The 22866-nt window shown below is 55.8% G+C and carries 23 protein-coding genes and 1 riboswitch; of the genes, 11 read left to right on the forward strand and 12 right to left on the reverse strand.

The genetic code is table 11. The features are described from left to right. Window positions 1–268 precede the first annotated feature (268 nt). Complete coding sequence (locus N5J69_RS06655) at window positions 269–2209, forward strand: methyl-accepting chemotaxis protein (RefSeq protein ID WP_279768987.1); 1941 nt, start codon at window positions 269–271, stop codon at window positions 2207–2209. A gap of 249 nt (window positions 2210–2458) precedes the next feature. On the opposite strand, the gene ugpC is transcribed toward N5J69_RS06655, so the two are convergent. The 5 genes from ugpC to N5J69_RS06680 are packed head-to-tail and all read right to left on the reverse strand — an operon-like array spanning window position 2459 to window position 7488. Continuing rightward, window positions 2459–3541 (reverse strand): sn-glycerol-3-phosphate ABC transporter ATP-binding protein UgpC, encoded by a 1083-nt coding sequence (gene ugpC, locus N5J69_RS06660; protein ID WP_279768988.1) that lies wholly within the window; start codon window positions 3539–3541, stop codon window positions 2459–2461. A 2-nt stretch (window positions 3542–3543) separates the two neighbouring features. Further along, window positions 3544–4491: a carbohydrate kinase family protein gene (locus N5J69_RS06665; protein WP_279768989.1), complete on the reverse strand. Its 948-nt coding sequence runs from the start codon at window positions 4489–4491 to the stop codon at window positions 3544–3546. 2 nt (window positions 4492–4493) lie between these two features. Continuing rightward, the gene (locus N5J69_RS06670; RefSeq protein WP_279768991.1) at window positions 4494–5333 is read right to left on the reverse strand and encodes a carbohydrate ABC transporter permease; all 840 of its coding nucleotides are present in this window, start codon (window positions 5331–5333) and stop codon (window positions 4494–4496) included. Next, window positions 5323–6231 carry a sugar ABC transporter permease gene (locus N5J69_RS06675; RefSeq protein WP_279768992.1) on the reverse strand — a complete coding sequence of 303 codons (909 nt, stop codon included), beginning with the start codon at window positions 6229–6231 and terminating at the stop codon, window positions 5323–5325. The genes N5J69_RS06670 and N5J69_RS06675 overlap by 11 nt, the downstream gene beginning before the upstream one ends. A gap of 9 nt (window positions 6232–6240) precedes the next feature. Next, window positions 6241–7488 carry an extracellular solute-binding protein gene (locus N5J69_RS06680; RefSeq protein WP_279768993.1) on the reverse strand — a complete coding sequence of 416 codons (1248 nt, stop codon included), beginning with the start codon at window positions 7486–7488 and terminating at the stop codon, window positions 6241–6243. A gap of 296 nt (window positions 7489–7784) precedes the next feature. On the opposite strand from N5J69_RS06680, the gene N5J69_RS06685 reads away from it, so the two are divergent. Further along, window positions 7785–8954 carry an ROK family transcriptional regulator gene (locus N5J69_RS06685; protein ID WP_279768994.1) on the forward strand — a complete coding sequence of 390 codons (1170 nt, stop codon included), beginning with the start codon at window positions 7785–7787 and terminating at the stop codon, window positions 8952–8954. Between the two features lie 36 nt (window positions 8955–8990). On the opposite strand, the gene N5J69_RS06690 is transcribed toward N5J69_RS06685, so the two are convergent. From N5J69_RS06690 to N5J69_RS06700, 3 genes are all read right to left on the reverse strand, one after another. Further along, window positions 8991–10265: a Glu/Leu/Phe/Val dehydrogenase gene (locus N5J69_RS06690; RefSeq protein ID WP_279768995.1), complete on the reverse strand. Its 1275-nt coding sequence runs from the start codon at window positions 10263–10265 to the stop codon at window positions 8991–8993. Window positions 10266–10721: 456 nt separating this feature from the next. Next, a complete protein-coding gene (locus tag N5J69_RS06695) occupies window positions 10722–11111 on the reverse strand; it encodes a DUF1090 domain-containing protein (protein ID WP_279768996.1) in 390 nt (129 codons plus the stop codon). 121 nt (window positions 11112–11232) lie between these two features. Next, window positions 11233–12003: a MerR family transcriptional regulator gene (locus N5J69_RS06700; RefSeq protein WP_279768998.1), complete on the reverse strand. Its 771-nt coding sequence runs from the start codon at window positions 12001–12003 to the stop codon at window positions 11233–11235. A 358-nt stretch (window positions 12004–12361) separates the two neighbouring features. Here N5J69_RS06700 and N5J69_RS06705 point away from each other — a divergent pair, with 358 nt between their 5' ends. Further along, window positions 12362–12757 carry a hypothetical protein gene (locus tag N5J69_RS06705; RefSeq protein ID WP_279768999.1) on the forward strand — a complete coding sequence of 132 codons (396 nt, stop codon included), beginning with the start codon at window positions 12362–12364 and terminating at the stop codon, window positions 12755–12757. Between the two features lie 43 nt (window positions 12758–12800). Here the strand turns inward: N5J69_RS06705 and N5J69_RS06710 are convergent, their stop codons facing one another. Together N5J69_RS06710 and N5J69_RS06715 are read right to left on the reverse strand one after the other, a co-directional pair. Next, complete coding sequence (locus tag N5J69_RS06710) at window positions 12801–13274, reverse strand: nuclear transport factor 2 family protein (protein ID WP_279769001.1); 474 nt, start codon at window positions 13272–13274, stop codon at window positions 12801–12803. Window positions 13275–13329: 55 nt separating this feature from the next. Beyond that, the gene (locus N5J69_RS06715) at window positions 13330–13764 is read right to left on the reverse strand and encodes a 6,7-dimethyl-8-ribityllumazine synthase (protein ID WP_279769003.1); all 435 of its coding nucleotides are present in this window, start codon (window positions 13762–13764) and stop codon (window positions 13330–13332) included. A 389-nt stretch (window positions 13765–14153) separates the two neighbouring features. Here N5J69_RS06715 and N5J69_RS06720 point away from each other — a divergent pair, with 389 nt between their 5' ends. Then, a complete protein-coding gene (locus N5J69_RS06720; protein ID WP_279769007.1) occupies window positions 14154–14861 on the forward strand; it encodes a phage antirepressor KilAC domain-containing protein in 708 nt (235 codons plus the stop codon). A gap of 136 nt (window positions 14862–14997) precedes the next feature. Here N5J69_RS06720 and N5J69_RS06725 read toward each other — a convergent pair whose 3' ends face one another. Further along, a complete protein-coding gene (locus N5J69_RS06725) occupies window positions 14998–15795 on the reverse strand; it encodes a MetQ/NlpA family lipoprotein (RefSeq protein ID WP_279769009.1) in 798 nt (265 codons plus the stop codon). A 282-nt stretch (window positions 15796–16077) separates the two neighbouring features. Here N5J69_RS06725 and N5J69_RS06730 point away from each other — a divergent pair, with 282 nt between their 5' ends. Both N5J69_RS06730 and N5J69_RS06735 read left to right on the forward strand, forming a co-directional pair. Further along, on the forward strand, window positions 16078–16461 hold the full coding sequence (locus tag N5J69_RS06730) for a cupin domain-containing protein (RefSeq protein WP_279769011.1): 384 nt from the start codon (window positions 16078–16080) through the stop codon (window positions 16459–16461). Window positions 16462–16627: 166 nt separating this feature from the next. Continuing rightward, a complete protein-coding gene (locus tag N5J69_RS06735; protein ID WP_279769013.1) occupies window positions 16628–17209 on the forward strand; it encodes a DJ-1/PfpI family protein in 582 nt (193 codons plus the stop codon). Window positions 17210–17283: 74 nt separating this feature from the next. Here N5J69_RS06735 and N5J69_RS06740 read toward each other — a convergent pair whose 3' ends face one another. Continuing rightward, window positions 17284–18333: an ABC transporter substrate-binding protein gene (locus tag N5J69_RS06740; protein WP_279769015.1), complete on the reverse strand. Its 1050-nt coding sequence runs from the start codon at window positions 18331–18333 to the stop codon at window positions 17284–17286. A gap of 293 nt (window positions 18334–18626) precedes the next feature. Further along, window positions 18627–18725, forward strand: a riboswitch (guanidine-I (ykkC/yxkD leader). A gap of 60 nt (window positions 18726–18785) precedes the next feature. On the opposite strand from N5J69_RS06740, the gene N5J69_RS06745 reads away from it, so the two are divergent. The 5 genes from N5J69_RS06745 to N5J69_RS06765 are packed head-to-tail and all read left to right on the forward strand — an operon-like array spanning window position 18786 to window position 22834. Beyond that, on the forward strand, window positions 18786–19841 hold the full coding sequence (locus N5J69_RS06745; RefSeq protein WP_279769017.1) for a putative urea ABC transporter substrate-binding protein: 1056 nt from the start codon (window positions 18786–18788) through the stop codon (window positions 19839–19841). A 24-nt stretch (window positions 19842–19865) separates the two neighbouring features. Continuing rightward, window positions 19866–20681, forward strand: a complete 816-nt coding sequence (locus N5J69_RS06750; protein ID WP_279769019.1) for an ABC transporter permease — start codon at window positions 19866–19868, stop codon at window positions 20679–20681. Then, the gene (locus tag N5J69_RS06755) at window positions 20678–21463 is read left to right on the forward strand and encodes an ABC transporter ATP-binding protein (RefSeq protein ID WP_279769021.1); all 786 of its coding nucleotides are present in this window, start codon (window positions 20678–20680) and stop codon (window positions 21461–21463) included. Before N5J69_RS06750 ends, N5J69_RS06755 begins: the two co-directional genes overlap by 4 nt. After that, window positions 21460–22188 carry an urea amidolyase associated protein UAAP1 gene (locus tag N5J69_RS06760; protein WP_279769022.1) on the forward strand — a complete coding sequence of 243 codons (729 nt, stop codon included), beginning with the start codon at window positions 21460–21462 and terminating at the stop codon, window positions 22186–22188. The genes N5J69_RS06755 and N5J69_RS06760 overlap by 4 nt, the downstream gene beginning before the upstream one ends. Window positions 22189–22198: 10 nt before the next feature. Beyond that, window positions 22199–22834 (forward strand): urea amidolyase associated protein UAAP2, encoded by a 636-nt coding sequence (locus N5J69_RS06765; protein WP_279769023.1) that lies wholly within the window; start codon window positions 22199–22201, stop codon window positions 22832–22834. Window positions 22835–22866: the final 32 nt, after the last annotated feature.

Genomic DNA, 22866 nt, shown 5'->3' on the forward strand with positions numbered 1-22866 from the left:
TCTCTCCACAGTGATGAGGGGCTGCAGCAACTGTTGACATAAACTGACAGTAAAGGCGCGGGGCAGTATTGTCGCAGATCAAAAAAAGCCCGGTCATTCGCATCCCGTTAAGCCGCTGGCGATCAACTTCCCTGAAAAACTGACTGCCAGCCCCGGAAATCTGCGGAACGCCGACGATTAAAGTTCAAAAAAACGCCGCCGATAGATGATCTCAGGAGAAACATAACCACAAGGAGGTAAAGAGCAGGATCATTTCAGGGGAAAAATCATGTCCAGTTCGTTACTAAAAAAGAAAAAAATGAGTACCCGTGCGCAGATGCTGCTCATGGGCGGTTTAACCATTGTGCTGGGCTTCACCGTCACCATCGGTGTCCTCAGCTGGCAGTCCGCTAAAGAACAGAAGACGCTGGCGGAAAAATATCTGCAGCAGATTGCACAGAGCCGTGCGCTGCAGGTGCAGCAGGAGCTGGGTCATGCACGTGATGTTGCCAGTCATCTTGGGCAAAGTGTTATTGCCTTACCGCACGCCGGTATTACTGACCGCAAAGTGGTCGACAAGGTCATGGAGTATGCGCTGCGCGACAATCCTGACTACCTCTCTATGTCCGTCACCTTTGAACCGAATGCGTTTGATGGACGCGATGCTGAATTCGCCACACAGCCGGGTCAGGCCCCTCAGGGCCGCTACGCCTGGTTTGTGGATCGCGATACGTCAGGCAACTACGTCATGCATCCGCTGCTCTCCTACCTCACGCCAGGTGAGGGGGATTACTATCTGGTTCCACAGAAAGCCAAAAAAGACACGCTGATCGAACCCTACAGCTATGCCTACAACGGCGTCCCGACGCTGCTGACTTCTGTGGCCGCCGCCATTATCGAGCAGGGCACATTAAAAGCGATTGTCACCTCTGACATTTCACTGGCCTCACTGCAGCAGAAAGTGAATCAGATTAAGCCCTGGCAGGGTAGCGGCTATGCGCTGTTGCTCTCCAATGCGGGCAACGTTGTCTCCTCACCGGTTAAAGAAGAGGCGGGTAAACCCTGGACCGGGAAAACCGATAATTTCACCACAAAGGTGGTCGAGCATTTTGACGCTGTTCTGGGGGAAAACGCATTAATGACCTGGCAGCCGGTGGTCATCGGTAACAGCGACAAGCCCTGGTATCTCGGCGTGGTGGCACCGGTCAGTCAGGTAATGGCTGCTGCCAACCGGCAACTGATGTGGGCGCTGCTGCTGATGGTCGTCAGTATTCTGCTGGTCGGCACCGTTCTCGGTATGCTCTTCAGCCGTAAAGTGTTGCGTCCAATTGGCGGCGAGCCGGTTGAGGCGGCGCATATTGCGCTGGCCGTCGCGGAGGGCAAGCTGGATAACGCGATTGCCGTGAAAAATGGCGATCGCAGCAGCCTCTTCTTTGCGCTGCAAACGATGCAAAGCCAGCTCCGGGAGATCGTCGGGCAGATTAAAGATTCCAGTGCATCAGTACGTCAGGGCGCAGGCGAGATTGCCAGCGGCAACCTCAATCTGGCGTCACGCACTGAAGAACAGGCCGCCGCGCTGGAGCAGACCGCAGCCAGCATGGAGCAGATCAGCGCTACGATTCGCCTGAATGCCGACAATGCGCAGCAGGCGACCAGCCTGACTGAAAACGCGACGCACATTGCCAGTCGCGGTGCCACGCTGGTGGGCGAGGTGGTGCAGACGATGGCGCAGATCGATGACAGCTCGAAAAAGATCGGCGACATTACTACCATGATCAACAGCATCGCCTTCCAGACCAATATTCTGGCGCTTAACGCGGCGGTAGAGGCAGCACGTGCCGGTGAGCAGGGGCGTGGTTTTGCGGTGGTCGCTTCTGAAGTGCGTAATCTGGCCCAGCGCAGTGCGAATGCGGTGAAAGAGATCGGCGCACTGATCGAAGAGTCGAGCGTGCGCGTCGAGAACGGTGTGCGGCTGGTGAACGATGCCGGTAAAACCATGCAGGAGATGATGCACGCGGTGAATTCAGTGCAGGGAATTATCGGTGAGATTGTTACGGCGTCAGGCGAACAGGCGCGTGGCATCAGCCAGGTGACCATTGCGGTCAATGAAATGGATGGCGTCACCCAACAGAACGCCGCACTGGTGCAGCAGATGTCGGCAGCGGCCAGTTCGCTGGAAGATCAGGCGCAGCAGCTGTCACAGACGGTAGAGCAGTTTCATCTGGCATAAAGCGGGCTGGTAAAACTAAACCCACACTTTCGGATAGCGCGTCGGCACAGGGAGCCGACGCGCCCTGCAAAGAGGCAGGCTCGCCATCTCTGGCCGCTCAACGCAGGCGATGACGCACCTCATCCCTGAGATGCACACGTTGCCGGGCCAGCGCGTTGCATTGTTCAAAAGGCTACCGGCGTGTTTGTCGCAGGCTCCCCTCGCGTCGGGCGGTTCAGCCGCCTGCATTCAGTGCTGACAGAAGATCGATCACTGCTCCGTCAGCCGCACACCGCTGCTGGCATCAAACAAGTGCATTTTGTCGGGATTAACCGTCACCGGCAGCGTGCCGCCGGGCACGGCATCACTGCGTCCGCTCAGCTGCATATGCAGCGGGAAACCCTGCCAGTTCAGATGTAACAGGGTGGACTCGCCGGTGATCTCCACGATATTCACCGCCGCAGGTTGCCCACTAACATCACTGATCAGATCGTGAGGACGGACGCCCAGCGTGACCGGCTCTTCGGCCTGCTGCTGCGCGGCCTTGTGCCAGCGGCGCGGCAACGGCAGCCACTGCTCGCCACAGCAGACGCCAGGCAACCCGTCCCGCGTCTGAAAGCGGGCATCCAGCAGATTCATCGGGGGTGAACCGATAAATCGCGCAACAAAGGTGTTAACCGGACGGTCATAGATTGCCAGCGGCGCACCCTGTTGCACAATCACGCCCTCTTTCATCACGACAATCTGATCGGCCAGCGTCATCGCCTCGACCTGATCGTGAGTCACATAGACCATCGTGGTTTTAAAACGCTGATGCAGCGATTTAATCTCGGCCCGCAGCTCCATGCGTAACTGCGCATCCAGGTTAGAGAGCGGCTCATCGAACAGAAACACCTGCGGATTGCGGACCATGGCCCGTCCCATCGCCACACGCTGCCGCTGTCCGCCCGATAACGCCCTGGGATAACGCTGTAACAGCTGATCGATGCCGAGAATGCCTGCAATCCGGGCAATTTTGCTTTTCTGCTCCTCGCGCTTTACCTTTTTGACCTGCATGTGAAACGCCAGATTCTCCGCGACGGTCAGATGGGGATAAAGCGCGTAGCTCTGAAACACCATGGCGATATCCCGGTCAGCAGGATCGAGATCGTTAATCCGCTTTTTATCCAGCATAATGGCCCCATCAGAGACGCTATCCAGACCGGCCAGCAGCCGCAGCAGGGTGGATTTACCGCAGCCAGAGGGGCCGACCAGCACGGTAAAGCTGCCGTCGGGAATGGTTAAATCGAGCGGATGCAGCACGCTCTGTTTTCCGTAGCGCTTCGCCACCTTTACAAGTTCAACACTGGCCATAATCAGCGCACCTCAGTGGTTAAGTGGAGTTGTTGCCAGCTGGGATAGCGGCGCGGAGACGTGCTTATCGCCTGCGATGCCACTTCTATACCCCAGCGGAGCGCGGTGTGTGATGACTGGCGATAAAGCAGCGCCGTCAGAAAACCAGCATTAAAACTGTCACCGGCACCGATGGTATCCACCACCGTCACCGGATGGGCGGCGGCAAATTGCACCGAGGCGGCAGACCAGAGACGTGCGCCCTCTGCGCCACATTTGATCACACAGCCGCCGCGACCACTGAGACGGGCGGCCAGCTGTTTACCGCTTTGCTCCAGCAGATCTGCACCTGCGAAACCCAGCGCTTCCACCTCATTCAGCAGCAGCCAGTCGCAGTCCGCTAACCACCTCCCCAGCGCCAGCCGTAGCTCATGACTCCAGCCAGCAGGCGGCCAGCCCGTATCCACGGCCACACAAAAGCCGCGCTGCTGCAGCACAGCCAGCAGTACCGGATAGCGTTCATAAAGTTCCAGACAAAGGAAGGTGCCGCACAGCAGCACGATGTCACCCGGCGTTGCCTGCAACGGCAGCTGGGCCAGTACATCGTCCGCCGTCAGCCGGGTAATATGACCGTGATTACTCAGAAACGATCGTTCGTTATCGGGATGGGTCACGCCCACCGTCAGCGAGGTCTCACAGGCGTAGCGCGGCCAGTGGGCAGCGCTGTGGGGAAAGTGACTGGCAAGCCAGTGACTGAACCCATCATCGCCCTGATTAGCGATGGCCCGATGCGGCACCTGCATCGCCTCCAGCGCCAGCGCGCAGTTACCCGCAGATCCGCCGGGACGTAACTCGCTGTGTTGCAGCATGACTTCTGTGCCGCGTTCTGGCCAGTCGCTGAGCGTGCTCATGATTAAATCAACATTAATATTGCCCACCACATAAAGCGTGGACGCAGTGCTATTGACCATAATTATCCCTTACTTCCGCCGCTGGTGAGTCCGCTGACTAGCGTCTTCTGCAACCAGATGGCAATAAACAGAGGCGGCACCGACGCCAGAATGCCAATCGCCGCGATTAGCCCGTCGTCGGTCGCCCGTCCGGCGGTAAAGCCCGCGATGGCGACCGGCAGGGTCTGTGCTGAGATATTGCTGGTGAACAGCAGCGCATAAAAAAACTCATCCCAGGCCAGCAGCCAGCCAAACAGCGCAGCTGCGCCCAGCATCGGTTTCGCCAGCGGCAGTGTGATACGCAGCAGAACCTGCCAGAAGCGCAGGCCATCCAGCCGTGCTGCCTGTTCAATATCCCGAGGCAGTGAATCAAACTGGTTCTTCAGCATCCAGGTGAGAAACGGCAGGATCAGCGAGCAGTACACCATCACCAGACCGGGACGGGTGTTAAGCAGGCCCAGCTGCTGTAGCAGAAAGTAGAGCGGCAGCACAAACGCGACCGGTGGCACCATGTAGATCGCCAGTGCGCCGGAAAGCCAGGCATCACGCCCGCTGTAGCGTGAAAAGCTGAACGCCGCCGGTATCGCCAGCAGCAGCGAAATAGCAGTGGCAACCGTCGCCACCAGCAGGCTGTTGCCCAGCGCGTGCAGAAAGATGTTGCCCGGCTGGTTCGGTGCCAGTGAAACCAGCCCCCGATAGCGGCTGAAATCCCACTGGCGCGGCAGCCACTCCAGCGGCACGCGGGAGAGGTCGCTGGCAGAACTGACGCTCATCAGAAACAGCCAGCCCATCGGAGCCAGAATAGTGATGGCGACCAGTAATGCCGCGCCGTAACGCAGCACCCGACGCAGTTTAGTTTTCATAAGCGGAACTCCGGCGGCGTTGCTGCCATAACATCAGCAGATAGAGCGTAATCAGCAGGGCGCACATCAGCGTCATCAGAATCGCGTAGGCAGCACCGCTGCCAGCGCGCAGGTAGCTGAACGACTCCTGATAAACAAAAAAGCTCAGGGTCTTTGTGCTGTCCACCGGGCCACCGCGTGTCATCACGTAGATGATGTCGAAGATCTTAAAAGCATCAATGGTGCGTAAGACCAGCGCGACCCCCAGCGGGGCGACAATCGCCGGGAAGGTAATTGCCCGGAAACGGCGCAAGGCAGATGCGCCATCCAGCCGCGCTGCTTCAAACAGATCCTCAGGAATAGACTGCAATGCCGCCAGCACCAGCAGCGTTACCAGCGGATAGTTTTTCCAGATATCCGCAAACATCACCGCATTGAGCGCCGCATCCGGCGATCCCAGCCAGCTGCGGTAGCCGTCAATGATGCCGGACTGGCTGAGCAGGGCGTTGATGCTGCCGTAATCGGGATTAAAGTTCAGCCGCCACATCATGGCGTTGACGATGGTCGGCAGCGCCCACGGCAGGATCACCAGCACCCGCAGCACATTACGCCCGACGAATTTCTGATTCAGCAGCAGCGCCACCAGTACGCCAATGATCCCTTCAAACGTCACGGACACCAGGGTGAAGTAGAGGGTACGCCAGATCGCCGCCCGGAAATCGGGATCGCTGAGCGCATAAAGGTAGTTTTCCAGGCCAATCCAGGCGGGCGTTTCCCCGCTGCCAATCAGCGCAGCATCAGTAAAGCTGAGCCAGATGGTACGCAGCAGGGGCCAGGCGGTTAACAGCAGCATCACCAGCAGCATGGGTGCCAGCAGCACCCATGCCTGACGCTGTTCGCGTTGACGCAGACTCAGCATCATGACTCCTTAACGCAGCCGGGCAGCGCTTTTATCCACCGTTGCCATCGCGTCCTGCGCCGTGATGTTACCCAGCAGGACCTGCTGCAACTGCTGCTGCAGCTGATTCGACAGGCGGGAATAGTCGGCGGTTTCAGGACGTGACAGCATCACGTTGAGCGATTTGTCCGCTGCGGCGATCAGGCTCTCCTGATCCTTTTTTACCGCCTCATCCTGATAAGAGGATTTCCAGATTGGCAGGCTCAGCTTCGCATACTGATTCTGTACCGGCTGTGACGTCATGTACTGAATGTACTGCCAGGCCTCACTGGGGTGCGTGCTGCCTTTGGTGATCCCCAGCCCCATCGAGCCATTTACCGCACCCACTTTCCCCGGCGCATCGCCCGGTGCAGGCATGATGCCAACGTCGCCCGCCACTTTGCTTTGCTTAGGATCGTTGGCCATGTTGTACATGTAGGTCCAGTTCAGCGCGAACGCGGCATCGCCATTGGAAAACGATTTGCGGACATCCTCTTCCAGATACTCGCGGGAAGCCGGATTACTCAGCCCCTCATCGAGCGAGGTTTTCATCAGGGTCAGCGCCCTGAGTGAAGCCGGGCTGGAGAAGCTAAGCTTGCCGTTCTGGTAAAACTGTCCCCCCAGGCCGGATACCAGCGTGGTGTAGTCACATACCAGCGCCTCAGCCTGGGACCAGCTCCAGACCAGCGGCCAGGTGACAATCTTCTTATCCTTGATGATCTTCGCGTCATCAAGGACCTGCTGCCAGGTCTGCGGCGGGGTGGTGATGCCCGCTTTCGCCAGCATTGCTTTGTTGTAATAAAGATATTTGGTGTCGAGGATCCACGGCATCCCCAGCGTTTTACCTTTGTACACCACCGTGTTCATCGCGCCAGGGAAGACCTTCTCTTTCTCCTCTGGGGTGATGCGTGCGCTGACATCCTGCAGCAGGTCAAAGCGGGTAAATTCCGCAGGCCAGATGGCGTCGAACAGCACCACATCATAGCCATTGCCGCCCGCCCCACGCGCCGCCACGATCTTGTCATGCAGGGCTTCATAAGGGACAAACTCCAGATTAACGGTGACATCCGGGTGCGCCTTCTGGAAGTTTTGCGTCATCGCACGGATATCATTCTCGCTATAGGCTGCCTGCGTCATAAACAGGGCATTAATCTGGCTGGCCGCCACCGCGCTCCCTGCGCTTAACATCAGTAAGGCGGCAAAACCGGCTTTCAGTTGGGGGGTATAACGCTGTGACATGGTCTTCTCCACGATGCAGGAACAGGCTGTCGGTTAATTAAATCAATTTGATTGATTTAATCGGGGGCGTGATTCTGGTCAGCGGGTGAACTGACCTGTCAGTAATAAGCAAACGGCGTGCCACAAGACGAAAAGGGTAAGCAACAAAGCCGTAACAACGCTGACACTCAGACTGCGCTTTAATGGCGACATTGCCTATTCAGATGCGCGAGATTTGCGTGCAGCATCAAAGATATTGTTTGCCCGAACGCTTGCGCAGACCAATACTGTCGGGTCCCGCTGTAATGGAAAACAACATGAGAACTTCGGGTACAAACCTTGAACATGCGCGGGCGCATAACCGGCGCGTAGTGATTGAAGCCATTCGGCTACACGGTGAACTGACCCGTGCCGAACTGGCGCGCCTGACCGCACTGACGCCGCAGACGGTGTCGAATATCGTGGCTGAGCTGGAGCAGGCCGGACTGCTGACCAGCCGCCAGCCGCGCCGCAGCGGTCGCGGTCAGCCCTCCATTCCGGTTACGCTCAATCCCACGAGTGCCTGGTCGATCGGCATTCATCTTGATCATCAGACGCTGCTGCTGGTTCTGGTTGATCTGAGCGGTGAAGTGCATTTTCGCCGCCTCGTTCTGGTGCAAAAGCCTCAGCCTGCTGCGACGCTGGCGTGCATTGCTGGCGTGCTGGAAGAGATGCGAACGTTCCTTGGCTCGCAGTGGAAAAAGGTGCTGGGAATTGGCGTGGTGATGCCGGGGCCGTTTGGCGTGGAGGGCATTTCATCCGTCGGGCCAACAACGCTGAATGGCTGGGAGCAGGTCGATATCGAGGCTGAACTCGCCACCCTCAGCGGTCTGCCGGTGACGCTGGAAAACGACGCCACCGTTGCCGCTATTGGCGAACGCTTTCACGGTGTTGCGCGCCACCTGAACTCCTTTATCTATCTCTATATCGGCACCGGTCTGGGGGCCGGGATCTTCACCGATGGTCACATCTATACCGGGCACGCCCATAATGCGGGCGAGATTGGACACATTGTGGTGGAGCCGGGCGGTCGTGACTGCTACTGCGGTAATCAGGGCTGCCTGGAACGTTATGTCTCGCTGCAGGCAGCTTATGAATTCTGTGGTCTCGATCCAATGCGGGCGCTGCCTGAAGATCTGATGCAGACTGCGCCTGCACGTTTCACCGCCTGGATTGAGAGTGTGACAACGCCGCTGCGTCAGGCGATCAATATTCTGGAGTCGGTGTTTGATGCTGAAGCCGTGATTATTGGCGGGATGATGCCTGCGCCGTTGCTGGAGCAGATGGTGGCGCGCCTGCCGCCGCTTTATCAGTCGGTGCGGGGGCGCTATCTGTTAGATATGCGGCTGAAAATCGGCATGACCGGCAGCGATACGGCTGCGCTGGGCGCGGCTGCGTTACCGATTTTCGATGAATTCAATCCGCAGTTTCAGGTGCTGATGAAGTAGAACAGGGCGCTGTTGCAGACAACAGCGCCATAAGGATTAACCCGGGAAGATGCCGCGATCTTTTCGCGCCATCAGGATGCGCTCACACGCCACGATGTAAGCCGCGGTGCGCAGCGAGCAATCTTTCTCCTTCGACTTCTCCCAGACGTGAACCATCGCCTCCGTCATAATCTTGTCGGAGCGACGATTAATCTCATCTTCACTCCAGAAGAAGCTGGCCATGTCCTGCACCCATTCAAAGTAGCTGACGGTAACGCCGCCTGCGTTACAGACCACATCCGGCACCACAATGATGCCGCGCGTTGCCAGCATGTCATCCGCATCCGGGTAAGTCGGGCCGTTTGCGCCTTCCAGCACAATTTTACAGCTCAGGATCTCCGCGCGCTCGCGGGTAATCTGACCTTCCAGCGCGGCCGGGATAAGAATATCCATCTCCGTCGTCCAGAACGCCTCTTTATCAATGCTCTCGGCACCCGAGAAACCGGCGATCTGCTTGTTGGCGATCTGCCATTCGGTCAGGGCAGCCATATCAATGCCGCCTGCATTAAACAGGGTCGCCGTGTGATCCTGAATCACCACCACGCGTGCGCCTGCGTCATCAAACAGACGGGCCGCTTCGCTGCCGACATTACCAAAACCCTGAACCGCCACGCGTGCGCCTTCAATTTCAATACCGGCGCGGCGTGCCACTTCACGGCCGGTGATAAAGACCCCACGCCCTGTGGCTTTTTCACGGCCCAGCGACCCGCCTAAGTGGATCGGTTTGCCGGTCACCACGCCGGTCACCGTGGTGCCGAGGTTCATGGAGTAGGTGTCCATCATCCAGGCCATCACTTTGCTGTTGGTGCCGACGTCCGGTGCCGGGATATCTTTCTGGGGTCCGATGATAATCCCTATTTCGCTGGTGTAGCGACGGGTCAGACGCTCAAGTTCACTTTCGGACAGCTTGAACGGATCGACCCGGATGCCACCTTTGGCCCCCCCGTAAGGCAGGTTGACCGCCGCACATTTAATGGTCATCCAGGCGGAGAGCGCCATGACTTCATTAAGATCGACATCCGGATGATAGCGAATACCGCCTTTACCCGGCCCGCGCGAAAGGTTGTGCTGAACGCGATAGCCTTCGAAATGGCGAATCGAGCCATCATCCATCTGGAGAGGAATATCGACAATCAGCGCACGTTTGGGATGCCGCAAAGTATCTATCCAACGTGAAAGATCGCCCAGATAAGGCGCAACCCGGTCGATTTGCTGCAGGTAGGTGGACCAGGCAGATGTGCTGCTTTCAGACGCATAAGATAACTTATCCATAAAAAACCTTTCTTAATGAAGTTAGTTATTGTGTGGAGCCGTGGACGAAGAGCGCATGACAGAGCGCGGACATAATCTAACACTTATGAAACAAATAAGATGGTGTGATTGCCCCATAAAAGGGCATCAGCGCCCCATTATGGGGCAACAAGAGTGAATAGATTCGTGGTAACACCCCCGAGAAGGCGAATAAAAATGCGCTAAGCGTGCGTGCAGCCTGCATAGAAGCGCGAATTTCGCTATCTTTCAGTTCTTTGAGGGCGTTCAAAAAGTTAAATAATTGATCATGACGTTGTTGACTTTGCCGCCCCCATTATGCGCATGAGAATAAGTAATCAAAGGATTACATTAAGTAATGGATTGGGCGGAGATTGAGCTGGCTAATCAGGGAGTTAGAAGCAAGCCGGGGAAGGGGTGAGAATGAGCGGGCCAGCGCGGCAGGCTGGCCCAGGAAAATTACTGATGCAGAGCCTGTTCGGCGTCTTTCAGTTCTTCCCGCGCTTCCGCTAATTTATCTTCACGCTTCTGGATTTTACTGGCGCTGCGTCCTTCTGCTTTCGCTTTCGCCAGTTCCTGTTCGCGCTCAAGCACTTCACGCTTTTTCTCTGCCACCTTTTCCTGGCGCTCCTTTAACAGGCTGCCTTCGGTACAGTTCTGATCCACTTCACGTAGCGCTTTCTCAAGGCCGGCAACCTGCTGGGTATTATTGTGCTGGCGAGCGAAAGCGAGGCGGGTCTCAATGTCCTGCTTTTTGGCGGCACAACTGGTCAGGTCAGACGCGGCGTATGCAGCAGTCAACGTGAGGGATGAGAGGCACAGGGTCAGGGTGAGTAGCGTTTTTTTCATCAGAGTCTCGTTAATGCGTCAGGATAGAGGCACCAGTATAAGGGGCTACCTTAAGAGATTCTTAACGGAAAAAATTATTTACTGGCGCGGAAAAGCGGGGGAAAGGAGAAGCTGCCTGCTATCAGGCAGCGCTGGAAGAGGACGATCGGCAAAAGAGCACTTTACGATCGGGTCCACTGAGCATAACCGGAAAACCCTCCTGACTCTGCTGATCAAAATAGTCCTGCATAACCTGACTGATGCCAGCACCACACCACATCACATGATGCTGGTGAAGGGCGGTTTTAATGGCAGGCTGTCCGGTGGCACGCGAGTCAACCGCGACATGAAAGCCCATCGCAGTAAGACGAATCGCCTCCAGCCAGATTTCGGTTTTATCGAGAACGCTCACCGCTTCCAGAAACAGAGGAATAGAGGATTCACTGCGCGATGAGACACGCATCACCTTGTCCGCCTGCTGCATAACGGTTTGTTCAAAACGATCGAGGCGGCGAGATGCGCCCTTACGGTGGTCGGCATGGAGCCAGACACTCAGTGGACGCAACAGGTTAATGATGAAATCATCACCGCTGTAATTGCTGGACATGTTGTGCATCTGACGTGAAAGCGACAGGGGTGAGCCAAATTCAAGCTGCCAGAGCATGTCGCCTTTACGCGCCGCCCAGCCCTGAGTCCTGACCGCCGTTGCGTCTTTCTGACTCTGCCTGATCTCATCAAGTGTTGCACCGGTAGCCGTTAACCCAACCAGAGTACGGATTTCGCTAAGATGTGCATGACTCCACGCGTCGGCATGCTGCTGAGAGGTCAGTAATCCCTGCTTCATCCAGCGCTTCAGATTCGCGGGATGGGTGCCGGTTATCGCACAAACAGTATCGGTAGTATGAAATTGCATATCGTGCCCTCTGCTGAGGGAAAGGCCGCCGGGATTAGCCGGGGATGAACAACCACTATGAACCTAAAAATCGTTAATTAACAGGGGTGGCGCTCAATAAAAGCGCTAAGTTCTGCGCGTGACGCTGCGCTTATTCGATTGAGCGAACGTATTAACGTCAGGGCGATCAACAGGTTAAATCTTGCCTCTGCGTTCTTAAAAAACTGTGTATTTATTCAGTAAAGATTCTTTACGTTAAGCGTTCATAAAAGCAGCGCTGTTTTGCCCATTTTAAGAGCATGCTGACTGCATCCCCCCTTACATCCGCCCTGCAAACCGCTAAAATAAGGGGTTCAATGATCAGGAGAAAGAGTGCCCAATGCGTTATCGTTTTACTCTCGCCGTTGTGACGGTTGCTGCTGTACTGACCGGTTGTGCGAAACATGCCGCCAGCGATGCATCCGATGAATTTGCTGCTGGTCCGACGCAGATTGATGTGTCACATATCAAGACCCGTGCGGATGATGGCTCCAGTGTGTTCCTGACTGTAGATGGTAAAGATGCCGGCAGGTTGCCGAATGGTGAAAGCAAACTGCTGCATGTTGCGGCCGGGAAGCATCAGATTGGTGGTTATGTCCCCACGCTGTTCGGTCTGGGCCGGGTAACTATTGCGCCGGTAGAAGTGACCACGTCACCTGAAGATGTCAAGAAAGTGGCCTATACGGTCACCCGCAACAAAGCGACCTTTGTTGAGAACAAGGGCGAGCAGGGCTGAGTGAATGATGGCGGAGAGCCGCGCTCTCCGCTGGACACGCCTGTTATAAGCCGAGTTCGCTCAGTGAAGGATGGTCATCGGGGCGACGGCCCTGTGGCCAGTGAAACAGCCGCTGTTCTTCGCTGATTTTCAGGTCGTTAATGCTCGCGAAACGCTGCATCATTAAACCCTGCTCATCAAACGCCCAGTTCTCATTGCCATAAGAGCGATACCACTGTCGCTGTTCGTCGTGCCATTCATAGGCAAACCGCACCGCAATCCGGTTCTGGTCAAAACTCCACAGCTCTTTAATCAGCCGGTACTGCTGCTCCCGCTGCCATTTTTGCTGCAGGAAAGCCACAATGTCTGCCCGGCCAGTCAGAAAGATGTCACGGTTACGCCACTGGCTGTCTGCTGAATAGGCCAGCGCGACGCGTTCCGCATCCCGACTGTTCCAGCCATCTTCAGCGAGCCGTACTTTTTCCATTGCCTGTTCAGGCCGGGTAAATGGCGGTAAAGGCGGACGTAAATTCTTCAACGTTTTCTCCTTAAACAGCGCGGGCAGAAGGGTTATCACCCTTCATGACCGATTATCAGAGCTCAAGAGCGTGGATCTGACAGACCGCTCGCGCCGCTTCCTGACCTTTTTTAACAAAGTGCTGGGTGTAGAAGTCGATGAATTCTGCCGACGGCTGGAAATTATGTGGCGTAAGTGACACAGAGAAGACAGGCACGTTAGTTGCCAGCTGCGCCTGCATCAGACCACTTACAACGGCCTGAGCGACGAAATCATGGCGATAGATGCCGCCATCCACCACCAGTGCAGCACAGACAATGGCATCGTAATTGCCGGTCTGCGCCAGACGTTGCGCCAGCAGCGGCATTTCAAAAGCGCCCGGAACATCCCATGTTTTGATCTCATACGCAGCACCGCGACTGTCCAGTTCCTGTTCGAAACCGGTCAGAACCTGAGAAACGATTTCGCTGTGCCAGTTAGCTTTAATAAAGGCGACTTTCAACGGCTGCATGACTTACTCCAGTAATAGGTGACATTCAGTGATAACGGGCCAGATTCCGGCCCTGCACCCCGAATCAATAATAGCGAGCATGGCAGGTCAGTAACCTGCTGACAGCCTTCACTATACTGTAATGTAAAGAGTCTGTGTCCATCATTGTGATTATATGTAAATAACAGAAGCGATAATTCGCATCACGGGCTGCCGCACAGGGACGCCACGCGCTGACCTGCGCATCTCAGAAAGAGAGGCATGCCCTGAAATCACTTCCTTCTCCGCTTTTTGCGTAACCGGTTCCATTGACGTTATTGCTTAAATAAAATACTGGATATTTGAACAGGTGTTTGTATAATAAATGGACTGCCCGCCGGGTATTGGTAGCGTTAGTGAGGGGTGAACCCATGATGATTTCGACTGAAAGCCTCAAATCTCTGGAACAATCGGTCACAATGAGCAGCCGTGAACTGGCTCAGATGACCGGCATCACACACGGAGAAGTGAAGCGGTTAATCAAAAGTCTGGAAACGGCTCAGCGTCTTTCTCAGCCACTCAAAGTGAATGACTATGAGCGGGATGGAGAGGTGCGTCAGGAGTATCGCCTTAGCAAGCGTGACTCACTGCTGGCCGTGGCGCGTCTGTCGCCGGGTTTCACTGCTGAAGTGCTGGACCGCTGGCAGGACCGTGAGAAAACGACACATCTGCCTGACTTCACTAACCCGGCTGAAGCAGCTCGTGCGTGGGCGGAGCAGTTCGAACAGCGTCAGGCTGCGGAGCAGCAGCTGGCACTCTCGGCCCCTAAGGCGGCATTCTTTGACAGCTTTGTTGAAGTCGATGACTCGCTGGGCTTTCGCCAGCTCTGCAAAATGCTGAAAGTGAAAGAAACGGAATTCCGTCAGTTTCTGCTGGAGCGCAACATTATGTATCGCGCCAAAGGTACGCTGACGCCGCAGCACTACCATTTGCAGGCAGGCTACTTTACGCTGCATACCGGTACAGGTGAAAACCAGCACGCTTTCTCACAGGCGCGCTTCACCGCCAAAGGGGTGAAATGGGTTGCGAGTCTGTGGGCGGGCCATCTTGCTGCTCAGCCTAAAGGTGCAGCAGCCTGACGTCGTCGGGTCTTTCTGGCAGACACCCGAACGTAACCGGGCCGACAGACGTGCAGAGAACTGTGCAGACAGCAAAAGAAAAGGCCGCAACAGCAATGCGGCCTTTTTTGATCGTTAATGTGCAATTAAGGGCGGTTTACCAGCCTTTAATCGCATCACCTTTGTAAACTTCTTCGGCTTTCGCCGCAACTTCCGGTGACTGCAGTGCAGATTTCAGCTTCTGAATTTTGTCGCTGTCTTTATTATCTTCACGTGATACCAGCGCATTGACGTAAGGCGACGAGGCACTTTCCATAAATAAACCATCACGGTGTGCAGATAATCCAGCCTGCGCCGAGAAGTTGGTATTGATGATGGATAAAGAGACGTTCGGATCGTCTAATGTGCGGGTCAGCTGCGGGGTATCAACTTCAACCAGCTTCAGATTTTTTGGGTTTTCGATGATATCCAGAGAGGTGGGTAAATAGCCAACACCGTCTTTGAGTTTAATCAGACCCTGCGCCTGAAGTAACAGCAGGCTGCGTCCCAGCGTGGTCGATTCGTTAGAGATAGTGACCGTGGCACCGTCCTGCAGTTCACTGATGTTCTTAATTTTGTGCGAATAAGCAGCAATCGGGAAGACGAATGTTTTACCTACCACCGCAAACTTATAGCCGCGCTCTTTTGACTGGGCTTCAAGATAAGGCAGGCTCTGGAAGGCGTTCGCATCCACTTCTTTGTTATTCAGTGCTTCGTTTGGCAGCACATAATCATTGAAATTCAGCACTTCAACATCAAGCTTGTATTTATCTTTGGCAACCTGCTGCACCACCTGCCATATTGCTTCATCCGGCCCGGTATTAATGGCCACTTTCACTTTGTTATCGTCATCTTTAGAGCAGGCGGATAATAATAAAACAGAACTGGCGAGTAATGCCGTAAACAGACCTTTCATTATCAGAAATCCCTCGGGTAGTAGATGGCTTCAAAGATAATACAGAACTCACAGGTTGCGTACTGACGCCGGAATATATCTTATAACTACAATGCACATTCCGGATATTAATTAACCATCCGCTCTGTTGATCCCATCATCTCCGGTATTTTCCGGCATTGGCTCTCTGCAATTTCCAGACAGAACACGCGTTCTACCGCAGGCAGGCATCAGCGCCATTTTCTTCTACGCTTATTGCTCAGTCACAACCGGCATTCCATTGAAAATTAACAGGGATTAACCATGTCAAAGCAGGATAACGAAATCAACGCGGTCGAAGTGATGCGCAGCAGCCAGGCCTGGAACGGTGAGGTGATCGATGCTTATCCCACTGGTGAACCCGAACTGACAGTGATGCGTCTGTCGCTGCCTGCCCACACGTCGTTGCCCTGGCACACCCATCCCATGCCCAATGCGGCGTTTATTCTGTCCGGCACCCTGATTGTCGAGGATAAAGAGAGCGGCGAACAGCGCACGTTCACTGCGGGAGAAGCCCTGAATGAAACCGTTAACAGCGCACATCGCGGTTACACCCTCGATGAACCCGCTGAACTGGTGATTACCTATGCCGGTGTAAAAGGGCAGGAACTGACCGAGCCGCTACCGGGAGAACCTGAAGAATTTTAAGCGGCTGCTTTGCCGTAACCAATGGCGGCAGCGTTAACCGCTGCCGCCGTTTACCCCGGAAATAAACCCCAGCCGGATTTGATATGGATCAGTAAAACGTGCGCCTGCACAGACCAGGATAACGTTCTTTGCTCCATCCACACCCTCACTGTAAAAAGGATTTTTTATGGATAAGAACGTTGCCCTGCTACTCGCTCCCGGCTTTGAAGAAGCTGAAGCTATTATCACGCTCGATATTCTTTCTCGCCTGGGCGTTCGCGTGACCACGCTGGCCTGTCAGCCATTCAGGGAAGTGACCAGTTACCATCAGGTAAAGGTCGTGGCTGATGAGCTGCTGGAAGAGAATCGCGCGCGGCTCTTTGATGCGGTGATTGTGCCAGGCGGCCCGGACGGCAGCAAAAATCTGTCTGCGAATGCTGCGGTGATTGATTTTATTCGCCGGCACGACGACGCGGGCCGTCTGGTCTGCCCCATCTGTTCCGCTTCGGCCAGAGTACTGGCCCCTCACGCTCTTTTAAAAGGGCGGCGTTATGTCAGTTCCGGCACCTCATCAGAGGGGGTGACCGACGGCGTGTACGTTAACGCGTCAGTCGTTAAAGATGGCAATCTGCTGAGCGGACAGGACCTGGGTGCGGCATTTGATTTTGCCTTCGCCATCGCTTTTATTCTGACAGGTGAGGGCGACAAAGCCATCGACCAGGCAGAACACATCAGCCACACGCTTAACGTGGATTTCGCGCAGTTGTAATGCGGCTTTTGCGCCCCTGATGCGTCCGGGGCGCAAAACAAAAGACGGCGTTTTACTTACCACCAGCACCTGCATCACTCAGGTCCCTGATAAGTGGTGCGATAAAAACGCTGATACCAGCGATTAGCCAGCGTGTTCATATCAATATCCTGAAACTTCTGCGGATAGAGTTTTTTTGCCATCCACAATTCCCCTAACCCCATTGCTTCCGGCATCGGATAGCCCCAGGCTTTGGCGTAGTCCGGCATCAGATACACGCGATGATTTTTGACCGCGTCGATCGCCTGCCATTGCGGGGAACGGGTGATTTCATCTACGACAGAAGGATAGCGATCCTGCACAAAAATCACCTGGGGATCCCAGGCGATCACCTGCTCCATCGACACGGTTTTAAACCCTTTGAGGGTCGTTGCAGCGACGTTGACCGCGCCCGCATGCTGCATCATCAGCCCGGTATATTTCCCCGAGCCGTAGGTGGTCAGTTCCGGGTTTGCCATATAGGCGCGAATGCGTTTCTCCGCCGGAATGTCACTGAGGCGATCGCGGACAATCTGGCGGCCCTGATCGGTGGCCGCGATCAGCGCTTTCGCTTCTGCGGGCTGGTTCACAATCTCGCCTATCAGCGTAATCCCTTCGCGCAGTCCTTGGTCATAGGCCATCTCCTCGTCAGTGAGGGTGGGGTTCATTTTCGCCTTTTCACCCGGCTGGTCATGACGCAGCGAGATGGCGACCACCGGAATGCCCAGCGCGGTGATGCTGTCGATCATTTCATGCGGCGCATAGTTGGTAACAAACACCACCTGCGGGTGCAGCGCCACCAGTTTTTCGGGATCAACATGCGTCAGATCCCCCAGCGTGGCCATATGATTCAGTTCAGGCGCAAGACGGGCATAGCCGTCGCCGAGCTGCTGCTTCCAGTTCGCCATCACCCCCACAATTTTATCGGTGGCGTTCATCTGCACCAGCAGGTTCAGCGTCTGATGCTGAAGCACCACAACACGGTCAACGTGGTCGGGAATCGTGACCTGACGGCCAATCTGGTCGGTAATCTGACGCGAGGCCTGGGAAGAGAGCGGAAGAAGTATCAGTAAGCCGAGTGTGCATGCCTGCCAGAAGCGTTTCATTACTGTCCTTAAAAATCAACATTCGTTATGCAATGGATTATATAACGATGAGTGATATGCGTCACGGTTTGCGTCGTTATGACGGCAGGGCAGCAGGCAAGAGAAGAAATTATCCGGGCGTTTCAGCCTCATCAACCCGCACGGCACTGATTATGTGCAATGCCCATTGCTGGTTCACCATCCCGGTGCCTTGCGGGCCGGAATGCGCGTATCCTGCTGATTTGTAGTGCGTTAATTTCTGGCACGCCATTTGCTGAATCCTCAGCAGTAAGCAGCGTATGACATGTTGATAACAAATAGCTGGCTAGGGTTCCGGTTCACGCAGGTGAATGTCTGGTCCGAGAGCTGGCGACCTCTGCGAGGTTACACGGCGGGACAAAAGCCCGGGAGACAGCGGCACCATCTGGTGTCCTGCGCTGCTCCCATTTTTTTGTGCCAACCAGAGGTTAACCATGAAGAAATCACCACTCCTGACGCTGATTGTGTCGCTGGCGCTGCTGGTCAGCACGCCGTCTTTCGCCGCGGTCAAAAAAGAGTTCAACATCTGCTGGACCATTTACGCGGGCTGGATGCCCTGGGGCACCCTCAGCAACGAGAAGATCATTGATAAATGGGCCAACAAATATGGCATCAAAATCCATATCGTTCAGCTCAACGATTATATCGAATCGATCAACCAGTACACCGCAGGGCAGTTTGACGGTTGCACCATGACCAATATGGACGCCCTGACCATCCCCGCAGCAGGCGGCGTCGACAGCACAGCGCTGATTACCGGCAGCTATTCCGAAGGCAACGACGGTGTGGTGCTGAAAGGCGAAAATAAAAAACTCAGCGATCTGAAAGGGATGTCGGTCTATCTGCCTGCGCTGTCAGTGTCGCACTATCTGCTGGTGCGCGGTCTGGAGAAGGCCGGATTGCAGGAAAAAGATGTCAAAGTCGTGAACACCTCCGATGCCGATATCGTTTCAGCGTTTGGCACCCGCAACGTCAGGGCCGCCGTGGCCTGGAACCCGCAGCTTTCTGTTATCAAAAAGACCCCGCAAACCACGGAAGTGTTCAGCTCCTCCGCCGTACCGGGTGAGTTGATTGACATGATGGTGGTGAATACCGACAACCTGAAAGATAACCCGGCACTGGGTAAAGCGCTGACCGGGGCCTGGTTTGAAATGATGGCGAAAATGCAGGCCGGTGACACGCAGGCACTGAGTGCCATGGCTGCCGACTCCGGTACTGACCTCGCCGGTTACAAGGCGCAGCTTAAAACCACGCACCTTTTCTGGACCCCTGCTGAAACCCAGGCCTTTGTCTCTTCCCCCGATCTGGCTAAAACCATGCAGCGCGTCGCGGCCTTCTCCTTTGATAAAGGATTGCTGGGCGAGGGCGCACAAAGCGCTGATTTCATCGGCATGAGCTTCCCTGGCAACATTACTGCCGGTGATACCGCAAACATCAAACTGCGCTTTGATGACAGCTATCTGAAGCTGGCCGCTGCGGGCAAGCTCTAATCACCGATCTCAGGAGTTTTTGCCATGCGCCACATCAACCGCTATCCCCGGCAGGGAATGCGCCTGACGCTGATGCTGTTACCCTTTGTGCTGCTAATCGCTGCGTGGTTTATCAGTTCCGCGGTGCGTCTGGAGGCGAATCCTCACGACAAACTGCTGCCGGGTCTGTCGCAGATGATTGCGGCCATAGACCGGATGGCGTTCACGCCGGATAAGCGCAGCGGGGAGTATCTGCTCTGGGCCGATACGTGGGTTAGCTTAACCCGTCTGCTGACCGGTCTGGCGATCTCTTCGGTGATGGGGCTTTGCATTGGCATTGCGGCGGGCGTCTTCCCGGTGACCCGAGCGGCGCTGTCACCCTTCATGACCGTCGTGTCGATGATCCCCCCGCTGGCGCTGCTGCCGATGCTGTTTATCGTCTTCGGGCTGGATGAGCTGTCAAAAGTGATGCTGATTGTTATTGGCATTACGCCGATGCTGGCACGGGATCTGGAACATCGGGCGCGGGAGATCCCCACTGAGCTGTTTATCAAAGCGCAAACGCTGGGCGCGAACAGCTGGACGGTGGTGCTGCGTGTCGTGCTTCCTCCGCTCTTATCCCGGCTGATTACCTCGCTGCGCCTGCTGCTGGGATCGGCATGGCTCTTTCTGATCTCCGCAGAAGCCATCTCCGCCACCGCCGGGCTGGGATATCGCATTTTCCTTGTGCGCCGCTACATGGCGATGGATGTCATCATTCCGTATGTCATCTGGATAACGCTGCTGGCGTGGCTGATGGACCTTGCGCTGCGTCAGCTGCACAAAGCCTGTTTCCCCTGGGCGGAAGGAGGCCGGGAATGAGTTTTATCGATATCAAAAATATCTGGCAGGAGTATGGCGACCACGTAGTGCTGGAACGCATCAGCCTGCAGGTCAGGGAGGGCGAATTCTGCTCGCTGGTAGGCGCATCCGGCTGCGGTAAGTCGACATTTCTGCGGCTGCTGCTCGGTCAGGAGAGGCCGACGCGGGGAACCATCACGCTGGAGGGCAAGCCGCTGCCCGCTGAGCCGGATCGCAGCCGTGGCGTGGTTTTTCAGCGTTACTCCGTTTTTCCCCATCTCAGCGTGCTGGATAACGTCGCCATTGGCCTCGAACTCCCGGCGTCACCCTTTACGGGCCGGCTGTTTGGTGCCAGAAAACGCCAGGCCCGTGAGCAGGCCAGACAGATGCTGGAGAAGGTCGGACTGGGTCATTCGCTGGATAAATACCCGGCGCAGCTTTCCGGCGGAATGCAGCAGCGGCTGGCAATTGCGCAGGCATTTGTGATGCAGCCACGCGTGCTGCTGCTGGATGAGCCGTTTGGCGCGCTGGACCCCGGCATTCGCAAAGATATGCATGCGCTGCTGCTCCAGTTGTGGAGCGAAACCCGCATGACGGTGTTCATGGTCACTCACGACCTGGCAGAAGGTTTCAATCTTGGCACGCGGCTGCTGGTGTTCGACAAAGTGCGCCTCGATCCTCAGGCACCGGGTGCGTGGGGTGCGCGTATCACCTACGACATCCCGCTAAATGAGACGCGGCTGTCTCAGCTGGCAACCGGCAGCAATAACAATGTTTACCCCTTTAAGGAGATCGCTCAATGACAGCACTGTTTCATTCAGCCCCGAGCCTGCGCGAAGAGCAACTGCCTGGCGGCGCGCATACCTCGCTGATTCTGCGTAAAGGGCAGATCCTGCGCCTGACAGACATCGAAGGCGGTGCGAACGTCAGCATGATGATGCTCAATCCTCACGAGAAAAGTGAACGGCTGAATCTGCCGGATACCCTGAAAGGCCAGCACACCGCCCGGCTGACCACCGGCCACTGTTTTTACTCCGACATGGGGCGCGTACTGGCCGCGATAGTGGCGGATAGCTGCGGCTGGCACGACCCGTTTGGCGGCGTACTTAACGCGGAAGAAACGCGAGACAGGTACGGCTCAGGACCTTATCAGGCGTTGCGCAACGGCTTCTACCGCAACGGCGTGGACAATCTGCTGGTTGAGATGGGCAAATGGGATCTGGGTCTGGAGGATTTACTGATGGTCGTCAACTTTTTCAGCAAAGTGACGGTCGATGAGCAGGGCCGCTTCGCGTTCAGCGTGGACAACAGCCGTGCGGGCGATTTTATTGAGCTGTACGCCCCGATGGACGTGCTGCTGGTGCTGACTGCGCTGCAGCACCCTCAGGATCCCGCCACTGACTACCTTCCGAAGCCGGTGCAGCTGAGCTGGTATCAGGCCGATGACAGGCAGAGAGTCAGCGAAGCGATGATTACCCGCGGTGAAAACCAGCGCGCATTTGATAACACCCAACTTTTTGCCCTGTAAGGAGGCTACGATGACCCTGACCCATTCCGATCGTCGTCCCGAAGATGCTGTTTATCGCCACGTGATTCCGGCAGGAGAGCCGTGGCTGTTTGAAGTGAAGAAAGGGCAAACGCTGCGCCTGCACGACCTTGAAGGCAATCAGGCCATTGATACGCTGTTCTACAACACCGACAACCCACGGGAACGCTACGATCCCCAGCGCACGCTGCGCCGTCAGGGCAAGGTCTACCTGACTACCGGCAGCGTGCTCTATTCAAATCTCGGTCATCCGCTGCTGACTATCGTGGCTGACACCTGTGGTCGTCACGACACGCTGGGCGGGGCCTGCTCGCAGGAGAGCAACACCGTGCGCTATGCCCAGGATAAGCGGTACATGCACAGCTGCCGGGATAACTTTCTTTGTGCCTGCCTGCACGATGGTCGCCTTCATAAGCGGGATATCGGGGCCAACATCAACTTTTTCATGAACGTTCCGGTCACACCTGAAGGCGGTCTGACGTTCGAGGACGGGTTATCTGCACCCGGTAAATATGTTGAGCTGGTGGCCGAATGCAACGTAATGGTGCTGATCTCCAACTGCCCGCAGCTGAATAACCCCTGTAATGGCTGGAATCCGACACCTGCCGAAGTGCTGGTGTGGAACTGAGACCGTCACGCACACTGATTCTCTGAACCTTT

Source organism: Pantoea sp. GD03673 (assembly GCF_029844725.1).
In the GTDB taxonomy this organism is placed as follows: domain Bacteria; phylum Pseudomonadota; class Gammaproteobacteria; order Enterobacterales; family Enterobacteriaceae; genus Pantoea.